The sequence below is a fragment of the Geminicoccaceae bacterium genome (assembly GCA_020638465.1).
Lineage (GTDB): Bacteria > Pseudomonadota > Alphaproteobacteria > Geminicoccales > Geminicoccaceae > JAGREO01.
The window spans coordinates 1-15,727 of the sequence record JACKIM010000004.1 but is presented as its reverse complement, the minus strand read 5'-3'; the positions used below and the strand labels follow the sequence as shown (position 1 = coordinate 15,727).

The 15,727-nt window shown below is 61.2% G+C and carries 21 protein-coding genes and 1 pseudogene; 17 read left to right on the top strand and 5 right to left on the bottom strand.

The window, feature by feature from the left end; genetic code table 11:
* On the top strand, positions 1-1,250 hold a 1,250-nt coding region (locus H6851_21550; GenBank protein ID MCB9946184.1), incomplete at its 5' end, for a cytochrome c oxidase subunit 1.
* An 11-nt stretch (positions 1,251-1,261) separates the two neighbouring features.
* On the top strand, positions 1,262-1,864 hold the full coding sequence (locus H6851_21545) for a Tim44 domain-containing protein (GenBank protein MCB9946183.1): 603 nt from the start codon (positions 1,262-1,264) through the stop codon (positions 1,862-1,864).
* 31 nt (positions 1,865-1,895) lie between these two features.
* On the opposite strand, the gene H6851_21540 is transcribed toward H6851_21545, so the two are convergent.
* Positions 1,896-2,246: a DUF488 domain-containing protein gene (locus H6851_21540; protein ID MCB9946182.1), complete on the bottom strand. Its 351-nt coding sequence runs from the start codon at positions 2,244-2,246 to the stop codon at positions 1,896-1,898.
* A gap of 116 nt (positions 2,247-2,362) precedes the next feature.
* Between H6851_21540 and H6851_21535 the strand changes: the two are divergent.
* The 3 genes and pseudogenes from H6851_21535 to H6851_21525 all read left to right on the top strand — a co-directional run bounded on the left by H6851_21535 (position 2,363) and on the right by H6851_21525 (position 4,486).
* Positions 2,363-2,938, top strand: a pseudogene (locus tag H6851_21535) (IS21 family transposase).
* Positions 2,928-3,233: a transposase gene (locus tag H6851_21530; GenBank protein MCB9946181.1), complete on the top strand. Its 306-nt coding sequence runs from the start codon at positions 2,928-2,930 to the stop codon at positions 3,231-3,233. The pseudogene H6851_21535 and the gene H6851_21530 overlap by 11 nt, the downstream one beginning before the upstream one ends.
* Before the next feature lie 734 nt (positions 3,234-3,967).
* Entirely contained in the window at positions 3,968-4,486 is a 519-nt protein-coding gene (locus tag H6851_21525) for a hypothetical protein (protein MCB9946180.1), read from the top strand.
* A 177-nt stretch (positions 4,487-4,663) separates the two neighbouring features.
* Here the strand turns inward: H6851_21525 and H6851_21520 are convergent.
* The 3 genes from H6851_21520 to H6851_21510 form a co-directional block, all read right to left on the bottom strand.
* A protein-coding gene (locus tag H6851_21520; protein ID MCB9946179.1) for an IS3 family transposase occupies positions 4,664-5,832 on the bottom strand; the annotation gives its coding sequence in 2 pieces (ribosomal slippage) (positions 4,664-5,568 and positions 5,568-5,832; 1,170 coding nt in all).
* Positions 5,833-6,055: 223 nt separating this feature from the next.
* Positions 6,056-6,346, bottom strand: a complete 291-nt coding sequence (locus H6851_21515) for a hypothetical protein (protein ID MCB9946178.1) — start codon at positions 6,344-6,346, stop codon at positions 6,056-6,058.
* A 273-nt stretch (positions 6,347-6,619) separates the two neighbouring features.
* A complete protein-coding gene (locus H6851_21510; protein MCB9946177.1) occupies positions 6,620-7,063 on the bottom strand; it encodes a pseudoazurin in 444 nt (147 codons plus the stop codon).
* A gap of 139 nt (positions 7,064-7,202) precedes the next feature.
* Here H6851_21510 and H6851_21505 point away from each other — a divergent pair, with 139 nt between their 5' ends.
* On the top strand, positions 7,203-7,901 hold the full coding sequence (locus H6851_21505) for a Crp/Fnr family transcriptional regulator (protein ID MCB9946176.1): 699 nt from the start codon (positions 7,203-7,205) through the stop codon (positions 7,899-7,901).
* A gap of 148 nt (positions 7,902-8,049) precedes the next feature.
* Here the strand turns inward: H6851_21505 and H6851_21500 are convergent, their stop codons facing one another.
* A complete protein-coding gene (locus H6851_21500; protein ID MCB9946175.1) occupies positions 8,050-8,313 on the bottom strand; it encodes a DUF1858 domain-containing protein in 264 nt (87 codons plus the stop codon).
* A 175-nt stretch (positions 8,314-8,488) separates the two neighbouring features.
* On the opposite strand from H6851_21500, the gene H6851_21495 reads away from it, so the two are divergent.
* From H6851_21495 to H6851_21445, 11 genes are all read left to right on the top strand, one after another.
* Positions 8,489-8,932 carry a group III truncated hemoglobin gene (locus H6851_21495; GenBank protein ID MCB9946174.1) on the top strand — a complete coding sequence of 148 codons (444 nt, stop codon included), beginning with the start codon at positions 8,489-8,491 and terminating at the stop codon, positions 8,930-8,932.
* A gap of 148 nt (positions 8,933-9,080) precedes the next feature.
* Positions 9,081-9,554, top strand: a complete 474-nt coding sequence (locus H6851_21490; GenBank protein ID MCB9946173.1) for an Rrf2 family transcriptional regulator — start codon at positions 9,081-9,083, stop codon at positions 9,552-9,554.
* Positions 9,555-11,192, top strand: coding sequence for a cytochrome-c oxidase, cbb3-type subunit I (gene ccoN / locus H6851_21485; protein ID MCB9946172.1), 1,638 nt, complete (start codon positions 9,555-9,557; stop codon positions 11,190-11,192). It begins immediately after the preceding gene.
* Positions 11,193-11,195: 3 nt separating this feature from the next.
* A complete protein-coding gene (ccoO, locus tag H6851_21480) occupies positions 11,196-11,948 on the top strand; it encodes a cytochrome-c oxidase, cbb3-type subunit II (GenBank protein ID MCB9946171.1) in 753 nt (250 codons plus the stop codon).
* Between the two features lie 10 nt (positions 11,949-11,958).
* Positions 11,959-12,132, top strand: a complete 174-nt coding sequence (locus tag H6851_21475) for a cbb3-type cytochrome c oxidase subunit 3 (GenBank protein MCB9946170.1) — start codon at positions 11,959-11,961, stop codon at positions 12,130-12,132.
* Positions 12,120-13,001, top strand: a complete 882-nt coding sequence (ccoP, locus tag H6851_21470) for a cytochrome-c oxidase, cbb3-type subunit III (protein MCB9946169.1) — start codon at positions 12,120-12,122, stop codon at positions 12,999-13,001. The genes H6851_21475 and ccoP overlap by 13 nt, the downstream gene beginning before the upstream one ends.
* Positions 12,998-13,186 (top strand): hypothetical protein, encoded by a 189-nt coding sequence (locus tag H6851_21465; protein ID MCB9946168.1) that lies wholly within the window; start codon positions 12,998-13,000, stop codon positions 13,184-13,186. The genes ccoP and H6851_21465 overlap by 4 nt, the downstream gene beginning before the upstream one ends.
* Before the next feature lie 11 nt (positions 13,187-13,197).
* Positions 13,198-14,016: a DUF2189 domain-containing protein gene (locus H6851_21460; GenBank protein ID MCB9946167.1), complete on the top strand. Its 819-nt coding sequence runs from the start codon at positions 13,198-13,200 to the stop codon at positions 14,014-14,016.
* A 3-nt stretch (positions 14,017-14,019) separates the two neighbouring features.
* Positions 14,020-14,802, top strand: a complete 783-nt coding sequence (locus H6851_21455; protein MCB9946166.1) for an HAD family hydrolase — start codon at positions 14,020-14,022, stop codon at positions 14,800-14,802.
* The gene (ccoS, locus tag H6851_21450) at positions 14,799-15,005 is read left to right on the top strand and encodes a cbb3-type cytochrome oxidase assembly protein CcoS (protein MCB9946165.1); all 207 of its coding nucleotides are present in this window, start codon (positions 14,799-14,801) and stop codon (positions 15,003-15,005) included. The genes H6851_21455 and ccoS overlap by 4 nt, the downstream gene beginning before the upstream one ends.
* A gap of 432 nt (positions 15,006-15,437) precedes the next feature.
* The coding region (locus tag H6851_21445) for an FAD-dependent oxidoreductase (protein ID MCB9946164.1) at positions 15,438-15,727 on the top strand (290 nt) is incomplete at its 3' end.

The following is a 15,727-nucleotide window of genomic DNA, read 5'->3' as shown; positions in this document are numbered from 1 at the left end:
TCTGGCTGCTGGTGGCCTCGCTGGTCCTGTTCGTCTGCTCGATGTTCGTGCCCGGCGCACCGGGCACGCCGGGACACGGCGGCGGCTGGACGCTCTACCCGCCTTTTTCGACTGTCGGCCAGCCGGGTCCGGCCGTCGACTTCGTCATCCTGTCGATTCATCTGTCGGGCGCCTCCTCCATCCTGGGCGCGATCAACTTCATCACCACCATCTTCAACATGCGCGCGCCCGGCATGACGCTGCACAAGATGCCGTTGTTCGCGTGGTCGATGCTTGTCACCGCTTTCATGCTGTTACTGGCGCTGCCGGTTCTTGCTGGCGCGATCACCATGCTGCTGACCGACCGCAATTTCGGCACCACCTTCTTCGATCCGGTCGGCGGCGGCGACCCGATCCTGTTCCAGCACCTGTTCTGGTTTTTCGGCCACCCGGAGGTCTACATCATGATCCTGCCGGCCTTCGGCATCGTGAGCCATGTCGTATCGACCTTTTCAAGAAAGCCGGTCTTCGGTTATCTCGGCATGGCCTATGCGATGGTGGCGATCGGCCTGATCGGCTTCGTCGTGTGGGCGCACCACATGTTCACCGTGGGGTTGTCGGTCGACAGCCAGCGCTACTTCGCATTCGCCTCCATGGTCATCGCGGTGCCGACCGGGGTGAAGGTGTTCTCCTGGCTTGCCACCATGTGGGGCGGCTCGATCACGCTGAAGGGGCCGATGCTATGGGCGGCGGGTTTCGTGCTCCTGTTCACCATCGGCGGCGTGACTGGCGTGGTGCTGGCCAATCCCGGCGTCGACCGGATGCTCCACGACACCTACTACGTCGTCGCCCACTTCCACTACGTGCTTTCCCTGGGTGCGGCCTTCGCCATCTTCGCGGCCTGGTACTACTGGTTCCCGAAGATGAGCGGCTACATGATGAGCGAGACGCTCGGCCGGCTGCATTTCTGGCTGACCTTCGTCGGCGTCAACCTCGTCTTCTTCCCGCAGCACTTCCTCGGGCTTGCCGGCATGCCGCGCCGCTATGCGGACTATCCCGACGCCTTCGCAGGCTGGAACTTCGTCTCCTCGGTCGGCTCCTACATCTCTACCGCGGGCCTACTCGTCTTCTTCGTCGCAGTGGGCGAGGCATTAGCCAGGAAACGTGCGGCTGGCTCGAACCCGTGGGGCGAGGGCGCGACTACGCTCGAATGGACGCTGTCGTCGCCGCCGCCCTTCCACCAGTTCGACGAACTGCCACGGATCAGGTGAAGGAGGATGCCATGAACCAAACCGGCGAAGCCGTCAGCAATCTCCCGGCCTTACTCGTGCTCTCGATGTGGTGGGCCTTCCTGTCCACGCTCGATCTCCTGTTCGGGCCGCCGCGTTTCGGACAGGCCGAAGGCGACGGATCGGGTGGCGCAGACGACTCGGATGCCGAGCCGCACGATCCCCGGCTGCGCGAGCTGGTCGCAGTCGACCCGGCCTTCAGCGCCGAAGCCTTCCTGGACGGCGCCCGCCGCGCCTATGAGGAGATCCTGCGCTGTTACGCCGGGCGCGAGCTTGAAGGCCTGCGACCGCTCCTCTCGCCAGAAGTGCTCTCGGCTTTCGCGGAGGCCTGCGCCCTGCGCGCCGAGCGCGGCGAGACGCTGGAGATGACCTTCGTCGGCATCGACGCTGCCGAGATTGCCGATGCTGGCGTGACGGCGGATGTCGCCGAGATCAGCGTGCTATTCCGCGCCGAGATCGTCAGCGCCGTCCGCTCGCCGCAGGGTGCAGTGCTGTCCGGCGATCCCGCCGCAGTGACGGTCACGCAGGATTTGTGGACATTCTCGCGGCTGCTGGGCGATGCCGCCGCCGCGTGGGTCCTCGTCGCGACCGAGTAGTGCTGACGCAAGAGCAGAGCCCGGACACCGGTCAGCCCTGGCCGTCAAGAAAATCCTTCAGCACGATCGCGTGGTTGTGGGCCTCGTCGTGGGCGGCGTAGAGCAGGGTTGCGGTGCGGCCACCGACCTCGCTGCGGAAATTGCCGATCGCCTCGCCATTCTGCTGCAGCTCCGCGTCGTAGCGGCGCCGGAACTCGATCCATTTCTCCGGATCGTGGCCGAACCAGCGGCGCAGCGCGGTGCTTGGCGCCAACTCCTTTGCCCACAGGTCGATGGCCGCTTCCTGCTTGCGCAGGCCGCGCGGCCACAGTCGGTCGACCAGCACCCGCATGCCGTCGCCGTCGTCGGCGGGTTCGTAGACACGTTTTAGACTCAGCTTCAACGGTGGATACCTCCCGCGTCCGCCGGCGGTTACCGCCCGGCGCGCATCACTATCGAAGCGCGAAGTCGCGGCGGCAAACGAAAAGAAATGCTGTCTGCGTGCAAAAACATCGCGCCGTCTCACCTACCTGCCTCGTCCATTTGGAACGCAACCGCTACAGCGTTCCGGCATCCTTCGCCAACCGGCCGGTGAGCCTGCGTGTTTACCCGGAGAGGATTGTCGTCGCCGCGGAAGGTCAGATCATTTGCGAGCACCGCCGCGTCATCGACCGTTCTCATGACCGGCCCGGACAGACCATCTACGACTGGCGGCATTATCTGGCTGTCGTTCAACGCAAACCCGGCGCCCTTCGCAACGGCGCCCCCTTTGTCGAGCTTCCTGATGCCTTCAGGACATTGCAGCAGCATCTCCTCAAGAAGCCGGGCGGCGATCGCGAGATGGTCGACATCCTGGCGCTCGTTCTTCAACACGATGAACAGGCCGTGCTCTCGGCCGTCGAGATGGCACTGAAGGCCGGCGTTCCGACGAAGACGCATGTGCTGAATCTACTTCACCGGCTGGTTGACGGCAAACCCTCTGTGCCGCCGACGATCGATGCGCCTCAGGCCTTGACGCTCACCAACGAACCGAAGGCCAATGTCGAGCGCTACGACGCCCTGAGAAAGACCGCTGAGGTGCGCCATGCGTCATGATCCAGCCAGCGGCGCCATCGTCATCATGCTCAGCCTGCTCGGCGATAAAGGCTACGACAGATACTGGTTCCGCGAGGCCCTGGCGGACAAGGGCATCGCCGCGTGCATTCCGCCGACCAAGAGCCGCAAGCAGCCGATCGACTATGACAAGACCCTCTATCGCCAGCGCCACAAGATCGAGAACATGTTCGGCAAGCTCAAGGACTGGCGCCGCATTGCCACCCGATACCACCGATGCGCCCACACCTTCTTCTCTGCCATCTGCATCGCCGCAGCCGTCATCTTCTGGCTCTGATCAATGAGTCCTGAGCCTAGCATTGCCTGTTCATCCAGTCCCTGACGGACAGAACCGTCGGCCATCACCCACTCTGGAACCTCAAATGTTAGATTGCGGGTGAAATAAGGTTCGGGGACCAGGCGTGAACCTTTCCACCAGCAAAGATCGTTTGAAGCTCTCGCAATGGGCGCTTGCCTATGAGCGAGAGGACGGAAAAAATCTGGTACCCGGACGGGGTGCGCAGTCAACAGGCATGCGAGCATGGTGCTTTCGTGCGGGCTCATCCTCTAACGGCCATTGTGGGACTGGGATGAGAAAGGCGGTCTCAACCGAAATTCGATGCCCGGCATGTCAAGTAGTACACCTGGATAGGTTGTACGGCTCAACCGCCATATCTATTATCCGTGCGAAAGGACATATAATCGAGGAGTTTTTCACATGAGACCCGTAAAAATTACCGTTGGATTGGCGCTTCTTGCCATCGCGACTTTCAGTACATATGCAATTGCAAACAGTAGTTACAAAGTGTCATTCTTTGAGAATGGAAGATGGAAGGGAGATGCAACTGTTTATGATTCTGCATGGGGTCAATGCACGATACAAGTCTATTTTTGCCCATGGAATAATATGTTTTATGCTTGCGCAGACAGCCAGACCAAGGCTTTGGAAGCACGAAATAAAGGATGGGATTACAAAGTAACCGGTCCAACAGGAGAGTATTGTAGAAACAGGTAGATAGTGGTTCACTGAGGTTGACCGCCGTCGCCATCGGTTACCAACTAAAAAGGGTTTCAATGATACGGCCTCTTCTCGCTATTGCCCTCTGTCTCGCACCGCTCGGTGCCGTGGCGCAAAATCTCACGCTTGCAGCGCTGTTTGAGGTTGCCTGCATCGCGCCTTTTGAAGGGTTTTTCGCTGATACCGAACCCGAGTTGCGCAATTTGGGCTTCGAGATCTACCCGAGTGACAGCTATGCCGAATTCGCGCACCCCGCGACCGGCATCAGTGGGGCGTATTCCTACGACGCCGAAGATCTGTTCTGTATGGTCCACGATCCCCGAGCCAACACCGAAGACGCCTCGCGTGCCGCGCAGGTCTTGCTTGGGAACTACTACGATCGGACCCCGCAACTCGTCCCCGCCGGTGCGGGGCTGATAGCTTGGGGCGTGCCTTATGGAACGTGCTGTTACTTGACGGCGATTGTCGCTGACCGCAGCCCGTCAGACATCCGTGAAGGGGCCATGCTCACCCTCCTGGTGAAGGACAAGTGACCAATACAACAGGGGTCAGACCAGGGTGTCGCAGCCTGCTGCCACCGTACTTGAAGGCGCGTGCGGGCATTTGCGGAACGGCAGGACATGGGCCGCGCGGCGGCTAAGCCGGACCCTCGATCAACAAGGACTGGAGCGCCGACTGGCCTGATCCCATAAGGTGGTCCGGTTTCAGTCTTAATGCATGACCGGCTTTTCGGCCATCGCCTGTGCCGACGATGGAACCGATCCGGGTGGTTGTCCGGGCCAGATGATGGCCTCGGGCGACGGCGGCTTGTAGCCGAGCGATGAGTGCGGCCGCTCGGTATTGTAGTGGCGTCGCCATGCCTCGATGATGACCTTTGCCTCGGCGAGACTATAGAAGATCTCCCCGTTGAGCAGTTCATCGCGCAGCTTCGAGTTGAAGCTCTCGCAATAACCGTTCTCCCAAGGGCTTCCCGGCTCGATGAACGCGGTCTTTGCACCGACGGCCACGATCCAATCCCGAACGGCCTTGGCGATGAACTCCGGGCCGTTGTCGGAACGAACATGCCCTGGCACGCCGCGCAGAATGAACAGGTCGGACAGGAGGTCGATGACGTCGGTCGAGTTGAGCTTGCGATCGATGCGGATCGCCAAGCATTCCCGGGTGAACTCGTCGATGATGTTGAGCATGCGGAACTTCCGTCCGTTGTGTGTCCGGCCTTCGACAAAGTCATAGGACCAGACATGGTTTGGATGCTCGGGCCGAAGACGGATGCACGATCCGTCATTCAGCCAGAGCCGTCCTCTCTTCGGTTGCTTCTGGGGAACCTTCAGCCCCTCCCGCCGCCAGATGCGCTCTACGCGCTTGGCATTCACCGTCCAACCCTCCGATCGCAGCATTGCCGTGATCCTGCGGTAGCCGTAGCGCCCGTAGCGTGAGGCAAGCCGAATGATATCGGCGGTCAACGCATCCTCATCTGTTCGGCCGTGCGGCTTCTTGCGCTGGGTCGATCGGTGCTGGCCGAGAACCTTGCAGGCAAACCGCTCCGAGACGGAGAACTTCGCCACGACATGGTCGACGCAGCTACGGCGACGGGCGGGGCTCAGAAGTTTCCCGAGGCAGCCTCTTTCAGGATCAGCTTCTCCAGTGTCAGGTCCGACACCGCCTTGCGCAGCCGGTCATTCTCTTTCTCGAGCTCCTTCAGCCGCTTCACCTGGTCACCCTTCAGGCCGCCGAACTCCTTGCGCCAGCGGTAATACGTAAACTGCGTCACGCCGATCGTGCGAACCGCCTCGCCAACCGATTTTCCTTGCGACAGCAAAACATCGACCTGGCGCAGCTTCGCGACGATCTGTTCAGGCTTATGCTTCTTCTGGGGCATTCCACGTCCTCTCTCAGGCTCAATAGCCTACTTCAGGGAGGACCATTTTTCAGGGGGCAGACCACCCGGAAGCCGACCGGCAGCGGGAACTCCATCATATGTTCAACGGGGTGAAGAATTGATCCCCAGATCAGGCCAAGAAGTAGTTTCTTAGCAGGATGCGGCGCTTCAGCGCCTGATGTTAAGGTTCGATCTTGCCCTGGGTCTGGGGATGGCGAAACCACTAAGTGCGTGAACGGGTCGGCCTGGGTCCGCCGTAGTTCAGCCTCATCCACTGAGCCATTTTCCCGGTGTCATCGACGATGACTCGGAATCTCAGGTTCGAGTACCAGAATGTCAGACGGAACCTTGCTTCATCCTCGCGCGTGCCGCGCTCGAAGCGACAGGTGATCAATCCGTCCCGGAGCATCGAGGGAATGGCACTAGCTTGCAGCCGGAGCCCCCTTGCGACCAGGGCAGCGTCTACCGTCACACCGCCTTCTTCAAAGCTCACATGCACACGGTGGTCAGCCATCTGTCGCGCTTGCATTGGAAGTCATCGCGATGAGCCGATCCCCAAGCAGTCGCCGTTCCTCCTTCGAGAAGAAAGACTGTCGTATCACATCCGCGAGCTTGTCACCCGGATGATAGCGTTCGTAGCGCCGTAATGTCTCCCCCAGTTTGGCGGCGTCTCGTCTATCCGCACTTGGGCTGCCCGCAGGGGCTGCCTGACTATCCGGCCTAGTCATTTTTCGCTTCCTTAGCCTGGCCCATTCGAAGTCCGAGCATCAGTCAAGAGGTGCGTTGCCTATCTGGCGGCCACGACTTGACCGAAGAGTTCCGCGAATACTGTCTTCGCCTTGCCCGTTTGCTTGACTGCCTTGGCATCTTCGACGTTGACGGGCTCGCCTACTTCGATGAGCGCGACCATACCCATCGCGTAGTGTGGCGTACATTTGACGCCGTAAACCCCTTCCGCCGTCAGCGTTACTTCGAAGGGTTCGTTGAACTTGCTCTTGAACGCCTTGGCAGCTTCGGGGAGCATGCCCTTGACCGTCTCTACGTTGTGCCCTTTGTCGGTGGGCACGAATCGGATGGTATCACCCGGGGCAGCCTTGATGTGGTCGGGCTGGAACACCATCGTGCCCTTCTGACCCTTGTTCAGCATCATGACTTCGAATTCCGCCGCGCCGGCTGCGCCTGCGGCTATGACCAAGCTACCGAGCGCCAAGGCCGTTGCTATACGTTTCATTCTTTTCTGTCCTTCTTTGATACCTGGCGGCGATCGCCGCTGCATCCGTGATACCGTCCCCAGCGACTGACTGTTTGCGCCAGCGCAAACAGCCGCTAGAAACCGTGAAGGAAACAGTTCAGGAGACAGTTGAACTAGGATGGCACTTGACCGACACTTAATCGCCAGACTGCCCGCGTTTGCAGGTCTTGAGGGGGGCGAGCTCGATATTGTGCTGGCCCGGGCGCGGTCGTCGCGGTTTCCGAAGGATTCCGAGATCTTCTCGCAGGGAGAGGAAGCAGCCTCCTTCTTCCTTCTATTGGCGGGGCATATCAGGGTGGTGCGCACCTCACCTGCAGGTCATCAGGTGATTGCACGTTACATCAACGAGGGCGAACTCTTCGGCATTGCCGTGGCGATCGGACGTACCACCTATCCCGCCTCCGCGGTTGCCGCTGTCGACTGCGTTGTTCTCACATGGCCAAATGCCGCGTGGTCGGACTTTCAAGCTCGTATGCCTTCAGTTGCAGCCAGCGCATACCAGACGATCGGGACACGTCTGCAAGAGACCCAGGCGCAGGTCATGGAGATGTCGACCCAACAGGTGGAGCAACGCATCGCGCATGCCCTGCTGCGCATCGTCAGCCAGTCCGGTAAGAAAACCGACGACGGCATCGAGATCGACTTTCCCATCACAAGGCAGGACATCGCCGAGATGACGGGTACTACCCTGCACACGGTAAGCAGGCTGCTAAGTGCCTGGGAGGATCAAGGACTCGTGAAGGGGGGGCGCCAGCAAGTCGTTGTAACGAACCCTCACGGCCTCATGGTTGTGGCAGAAAACCGACGCAGCAAGTAGGCTTTTCTTAGTGTCGGCGCCGGTGGGAATATGACATTGACCCCTACGCCGTTAAGCAGGAAGTGCTCGGGCTTTGAACAAGGGGACGTCCGCTGTTTCCATGACCTCGCCGGGCTGCCCGACTTCCTATGCACTCTCCCGCATGTAATCATGAACTTGAAAGTCTCGCTTTCTCGAATGCCGAACCAATGTTGGCCTCCGCGTCGGCTTTCATCGCGGTAAGGATGTCCTCGGTAAATGAATCCTCATCGAGATGGTGGGCCTCGCAGGCGTCCCGAACGGTGTGGAACACGCCGATCGGGCAGCCGATGCACATCATCCGGTATAGAATGAACACTCGTATCGTCGTAGGCCATCGCCGCATTATCTCGTCGACCGTCATTTCCACGTCGATCGTCAGTGGTGGTTTCACTTCCGGCGTCTCCAAAAACGCCATGGAAGCACGTGGACAGTCCAGCGACTTTGCGCGAGAGCAAACAACTTGGCGATCAGCGAGGTCGATCCCAAGCCGCGACATCAGAACGCTTGCAGTCATGGCGATCAGGTCTTAAAAGTGGCTACAAAGATACCACTTTGCGTGATTGCATATGATTGCTACCGGCCCGGAAGCCGCCCGTCCTCAGCCCGAGCAGCCGCTGGCTGATCCCCTGGTGGACCGCGCGTTCATCGGCGCACTCGTACGAGACTTCTATACGCGCGTACGTGCCGACAGTCGTCTCGGTCCGATTTTTGCGTCGGAGATCAAAGGCGACTGGGAACCGCACCTGGAAAAGATGACCGATTTCTGGTGCTCGGTGGTCCTCAAGAACGGCGCCTACAGCGGCCGTCCCGTGCCTGCCCACGTCAAGCTCAGCCAGGTTCGAGACGAGGATTTCGATATCTGGCTGGCCCATTTCAGGCAGGCCGCAGCCGAACGATGCACTCCAGAAATCGCCGGAATATTCGTCGACCGCGCGGAGAGAATTGCGCGCAGCTTACGGCTTGCGATGTTTTTCCGGCTGGAGCGGCCGGGAACGGGTGCACCAGGATGACCGGGTCGCAAAAGGGCTCGCATCGACGGTGCGTACGAGATATCGATCGGGGCAGGACAGCGCCCCCGCAATCCTGCGCATTCGCATTGTCAGCGCCTATTCGCCTAGTTTCGGCAGCCCACTGCCCAACTGACGAGGAGCCGCCCGCATGCGCCTGACACTTCAGACGGATTACGCTCTTAGAATGCTGATGTATCTGGCGATCCATCGCGGCAAGTCGTGCCGGGTCACGGACGTCGCGGCCGACTACGGTATCTCGCGCAATCACCTTTTGAAAGTCGCGCTCAAGCTGGGGCGGCTTGGCTATCTTGCGACCGCCCGCGGGCGGGCTGGAGGCATAGCGCTGGCGCGGCCGCCGGAGGACATCAATTTGGGTGATGTCATGCGGCAGATGGAGGACGGTTTCGATCTCACCGAATGCATGCGTCCCGGCGGCGGCTGTGCCATCACGCCCTCTTGCAGGCTCAAAAGTGTCGTCGGCCGGGCGCTCGACGCTTTCCATGAGGTCTTCGACGGCGTGAACCTGGCCGATATTGTGGGCAACCGCAAAGAGCTCCTCGAAGCGCTTGAGCTGAACCGAATGCAAGGGGAAGCCCCTGCATCTGCTCTAGGAGGAGGATGAATGCTGGCGAACCTGACCTCCTTAGAACGGCAGTACGCCTTGATGCTTGCGGGCGCGGTCGCACTGGCTGGTCTCGCCATGGCGGTCGTGGGCCGATCCGACGTTCTCGGCGTGCATGGCGTGATCGTCATGGTGTTCGGCGGCGGCCTTGCCTGGTTGGTCATGGCTTCCTTTTACGGCCCGGAGCCGACGGATGATCGGACCGCTGCCTACTATGACGATCCGATCAAGGTCGGAATCGTGCTGTCGATGGCCTGGGCGGTGTTCGGAATGTTCATGGGCGTTTGGGTGGCGGCCCTTCTCGCATGGCCGGATCTCGCCTTCGACGCGGCATGGTCCACCTTTGGGCGGCTTCGCCCGACCCACACGACCGGAGTGATTTTCGGTTTTGGCGGCAACGCTCTGATCGCGACTTCCTTTCACGTTGTCCAGCGGACATCGCGCGCGCGCCTCGCTGGCCAGCTCAGTCCCTGGTTCGTGCTGCTGGGCTTCAACCTGTTCTGTTTACTGGCCGTTTCAGGATATCTGCTGGGCGTGACACAGTCGAAGGAGTACGCCGAAGCAGAATGGTATGCCGACCTGTGGCTCGTGATTGTCTGGGTGACTTACTTCGTCCTCTACATCGCGACGATCGCCCGGCGGAAGGAGCCGCATATCTATGTGGCAAACTGGTATTTCATGGCCTTCATCCTGGTCGTCGCGATCCTGCACATCGTGAACAACCTCGCCGTCCCGATCTCTTGGGGACAGGCCAAGAGTTACACGATCTGGCCAGGGGTTCAGGACGCAATGGTCCAGTGGTGGTACGGGCATAACGCCGTGGCCTTCTTCCTGACGGCGGGCTTTCTCGGCATGCTCTACTACTACCTGCCCGTGCGGGCGAAGCGTCCGATCTTTTCCTATCGGCTGTCGATCCTGAGCTTCTGGGGCATCACCTTCTTTTACATGTGGGCGGGCTCGCATCATCTGCACTACACCGCCCTGCCGCATTGGGTGCAGACGCTTGGCATGACCTTCTCGGTCATGCTGCTGGTGCCGTCCTGGGCCTCCGCAGGCAACGCCTTGCTGACCCTCAACGGCGCCTGGCACCGGGTACGGGATGACGCGACGCTGCGTTTCATGATGGCGGCGGCCGTGTTCTACGGGCTTTCGACCTTCGAGGGGTCGTTCATGGCGATCCGGCCCGTGAACGCTTTGAGCCACTACACGGACTGGACCGTCGGCCACGTCCACGCGGGCGCTCTTGGTTGGGTGGCGCTCATCACCTTCGGCTCGCTCTACACGCTGGTCCCGAGCCTCTGGAAACGCGAGCGCATGTACTCCGCGACCTTGGTCGAAGTCCACTTCTGGCTCGCGATCGCCGGGACAGTGATCTACGTCTTCGCGATGTGGAACTCGGGCATAATCCAGGGGCTGATGTGGAGGACGTACACGCAGGAAGGCGCGCTTGCCTATTCCTTCGTGGACAGTCTGGTCGCCATGTATCCCTACTACATCGCCCGTGCCTTCGGCGGCCTCCTGTTCCTGATCGGCGCAATCGTCGGCTGCTACAACATCTGGATGACGGTGAGGGCGGCTCCGCTCGCTGCCCTGCGTTCCGATGCGCCTGTCCAGCCCGCAGCCGTGCCGGGAGAATGACCGATGTCTGAGCTCTTCCATCGCAAGCTCGAACGTTCGGCCATCGGCTTCGTCATCGCCATCATCGCGGCGGCCAGCGTTGGTGGCATCGTCGAAATCGCGCCCCTGTTCACCATCGACGAGACTGTCGAGGAAGCGCCCGACATGCGGCTTTACACGCCGCTCGAACTGGCCGGACGCAACATCTATGTCCGCGAGGGCTGCTACGCCTGCCATAGCCAGATGATCAGGACGCTGCGCGACGAGGTCGAGCGCTACGGCCCCTATTCGCTGGCGGTCGAGTCCCGATACGACCGGCCGATGCTTTGGGGTTCGAAACGGACCGGGCCGGACCTTGCCCGCGTGGGCGGCAAGTACTCCGATTTCTGGCATGTCGCGCATCTCAACAATCCGCGCGATGTCGTGCCCGAATCCAACATGCCCGCCTATCGCTGGCTGGCGCGCACACCACTGAGGATGGACGACCTGCCAAGACATCTCGCGGCGCAGCGGGCGCTGGGCGTGCCCTACACAGGGGAGATGGTCGAAAACGCCGCGCGCGATGCTTACGGCCAGGCGACGCCCGACACCGACTTCGCATCCGGCGTGACCGAGCGCTATGGCGAGGATACCACCGTTAGCGCCTTCGATGGCGTCACGACGCAAGTCACCGAGATGGATGCTCTCGTCGCCTATCTGCAGGTGCTGGGACGGCTGACCGATGCCGCCTATCAGAACACCGCTGCTACCGAACAGCCACCGGAACCGGAAGACTGAGAAGGCAGATATGGACTTCAGTCACGAAACATTGGTCGCCTTCTCCAAGAGCTGGGGCTTGTTCTACATGATGGCCTTCTTCCTCTGCGTCTGCGTTTACGCCTTCTTGCCGAGGAATAGGAAGCAGTTCGACCGGGCCAAGCACAGCATCCTCGAACGGGACGACACGCCATGGCGGACGTAGAACGCGACCCCGTCACCGGGCGCGAGACGACGGGCCACGAATGGAACGGCATCAAGGAACTGGATACGCCGATCCCGCGCGGGGTGCTGATGTTCCTGATCGTCACCCACGTCTGGGCGATCTTCTGGTGGTTTATGGTGCCTGCCTGGCCGCTTGGCGTGACCTATACGAAGGGGCTTCTGGGTATAGACCAGCAGACGACGGTCGAAGCCCGGGTCATCGACGGCCAGCAGCAGCGCTCTGGCTGGACGACACGGCTGGAGAGCGAGCCCTATGACACGATCCTCGCCGACGAGGCGTTGATGCGGACCGTGCGCGACACAGGGCGGCAGCTGTTCGGTGACAACTGCGCTGCGTGCCACGGCCGCGACGGCAGGGGCCGCGCCAACTACCCCGACCTCACAGACGATGACTGGTTGTGGGGCGGCGGTCCCGAACTCATCGAGCAGACGATGCGTGTCGGCATCAACACCGCGCATCCCGAGAGCCGGGTCTCTCAGATGCCGGCCTTCGGCCGTGACGAGATGCTCGATCGCGAACAGGTTCGCAGCGTTGCCACCTATGTGTACTCCCTGACACATCCTGACTATTCGACACCAGAGAACCTTGACCGCATCAATGCGGGCCGTGAGGTGTTCGTGACGACTTGCGCTGCATGCCACGGCGAGAACGCGCAAGGAGATCAGGAGATCGGCGCGCCGAATCTCAGCGATCCGTACTGGGTCTATGGCGGCGATCTCGACACCATCATCGCTTCCGTGCATGGCGGCCGTCAGGGGCACATGCCGACGTGGGACGAGCGCCTGACGACTGCGGAAATGCGGACGCTGGCTGTTTATGTCCACGACCTTGGGACGGAGCAACCATGACAGGACGCGCGCGTGTTCCCGGTGGATGGCTGACCTGGATCCTGGTCCCGGCAGTCTTGCTCATCTTCGCCGGGGCAAACGCGCATCTCGTCTACGTCGCGTTCCATTCGCAGCCCGAATGCGTCGAACATCTGAAGTCCGCCGACGGCGAGGGCGGCTACCGCGCCGCAAAGTCGGCCTGCTGAGGGAGAAAACCATGGGCGAAGCCGACGAGGGATACTGGTTGCTCAGCGAAACGTCTGGGATCGGCGAGACCCGTGACCCGGCCCTTCAGCGCAATCTGCCGATGCTCGAAGGACGACGCTGGCTTGCTGCCGGGTGGCAAGATTTTTGGAACGGACCATCATCGAGCCTGGCATACGGCGTCGGTGTGTTCCTGTTATCGTTCGCTTTCGTCTGGACCCTCGTCGGATTCGGCCGCGACTACATCCTGTTTCCGGCGCTGGCCGGATTCTTGATTGTCGCGCCCTTTCTTGCCATCGGACTGTACGAGAAGAGCCGGGCGATTGGGGAAGGCAGGTCGATCACGCTCGGATCGATGGTGCGCGTCAGGCCAAGGGCGGGCGCGCAGGTGTTCTTCACCGGGCTCCTGCTCAGCCTGTTGATGCTCCTGTGGACGCGCGCCGCAGTCCTGCTCTGGTCGCTGTTCTTCGGGGTGACCGCCTTTCCGGGCCTCGGTCATGTCGTCGGCATTCTGCTTGGCACAGCTTCCGGCTGGGCGATGCTTGTGATCGGTACGGCCATCGGCGGCTTGTTCGCCGCCTTCGCCTTCTCGGTCAGCGTCTTCGCGGTACCTATGTTGCTCGACCGCCGTATCGATGCGCTGACCGCCATGGCGACGAGCATGAAGCTGGTCTGGAACAACCTGCCGACGATGATCGGGTGGGGCGCCATGGTGCTGGTGCTATTCGCTGTCTGCGTGGCGACGGGACTGGTTGGCATGATCCTCATCTTCCCGCTGCTCGGCCACGCAACATGGCACGCCTATAAGGCGATGGCGCGCCCGGAGGAATGAACGGTGAGCTGTTGCGCGCCCGGACTCGAAGTGGCGCTCGAGATCGGTCTTGCGCGCCCGTTCTATGACCGTGAGATCGTTCTCGCCAGTCGCGACATCGGCAAGAGGCTAGGCTGCCGCGACAGAGTCACACCGCAGCTCAAGAGAGACGCTGAGGTCGCCACCTGGAATTCCGCCGGCGGTCGCGCGCAGGGCTGCATCGAGATCATGGCCAGGCTGCGGCCAAGCGCATCCGAAGCGGTAGGTGGGATGCGTCGGCCCGAACAGTCTGCAGCGATTCTGTCGGGTGACGACACGAACGTGGTCGCCGAGGCAGCAAGTTCCGTGGAGATCGATCAAGCAACGGGAGGCATCCTTACCCACGACAAGGTCGCTCGCCTAGAATTTCTCGCATCTCACGGCTGCGAAGTCATAGTGGTCGGCGATGGCCTCAACGATGCTCCTGCTCGTGAGGCAGCCGATGTTTCGATGGCCCCTTCGGCGGCTGCACACAGGGAGCGCGGCTCGGCCGATCTGGTCTTCCTTGACTACAGCGTTGAAAACATGCCCGAGGTGATCATGGTAGGGCGCATGGCGACGCGGCGGGGTACACAGAACATCAGGCTCTCGTTCGCCCACGATGAACTTGCGCTTGCAGGATACGTGACCATTCTTGTCGGCGCGGTGGCGATGCTGATCTCATCCATTCTTGTTGTCGCCAACGCGCCGCACCGTGCAGGCCAGAGCGGAGCGCCTTCACGCGGCAGGACTGCTTGGAAGTCGCTCCGGCTTTCGGAGGCGACATGAGCCTGTTGTCGTGGCTTGTCCCGGTTGCGCTGGGCATGGGACTGGTCGGCCTCATCGCCTTCCTTTGGTCGATGAGGAGCGGGCAGCTGGAAGATCTGGACGGCGCGGCCGAGCGGGTGCTGCTGTACGAGGCCGACGATGCACCGTTACGGGATGGAAACGACCGCAATCGCACTTACGTTGCGAAGACACGGAGCGAATGATGCGCGAGCATACCGACAGGAAGTTCGATTGGGTGGCAGCGCTGGCGTTCGGTTCTGGCGCGGCCGTAATGATTGCGAGCATGATCGCTTTGGCAGTCGCATCGATGACTGTGCTCGCGCTGTTTTTCTGAGACCGCAGCAACGCGGGCAGCTGCGTCCGGATGTGCGGGACGCGACAACTTGGCCATTGCAACCGGCTTGGCCTGCGGTATTGTGCGGCCGGTTGTCTCTCGAGTGCCTACTGTGCCATCTTCTCAAGTGGACAGAAAAACATCGCACACTCGCATGCGTTTTGTGAACCACGCGGGCAGCCTTATCGCATGCATCTAGCCCTGGCGCGGCCGCAAGGCCGTCGACCGGGGGCCGGAAATCCAACCAAGCCAAAAAAACTCAGTTCTGATTTCCGGGTTCGCCGCCGCTGACCCGGTGGAGATGCATGATGTTCGACAGACTTTTCGGCCGCGTGCGCGCGGCTTCCGGTCTCATCGTCTGCAGGAGGCGGACGTGAGGGTTCTTATCGTAGGTAGTGGGGTCATAGGCGTGACCTCCGCGTGGTATTTGGCGCGCGCCGGACACGACGTCACTGTCCTCGACCGCCAGCCGGGTCCTGCGCTGGAAACCAGCTACGCCAATGCCGGAGAGGTGTCCCCGGGCTACTCGTCTCCCTGGGCAGGTCCCGGCGTGCCGCTGAAGGCGATCAACTGGCTCCTGATGAAGCACGG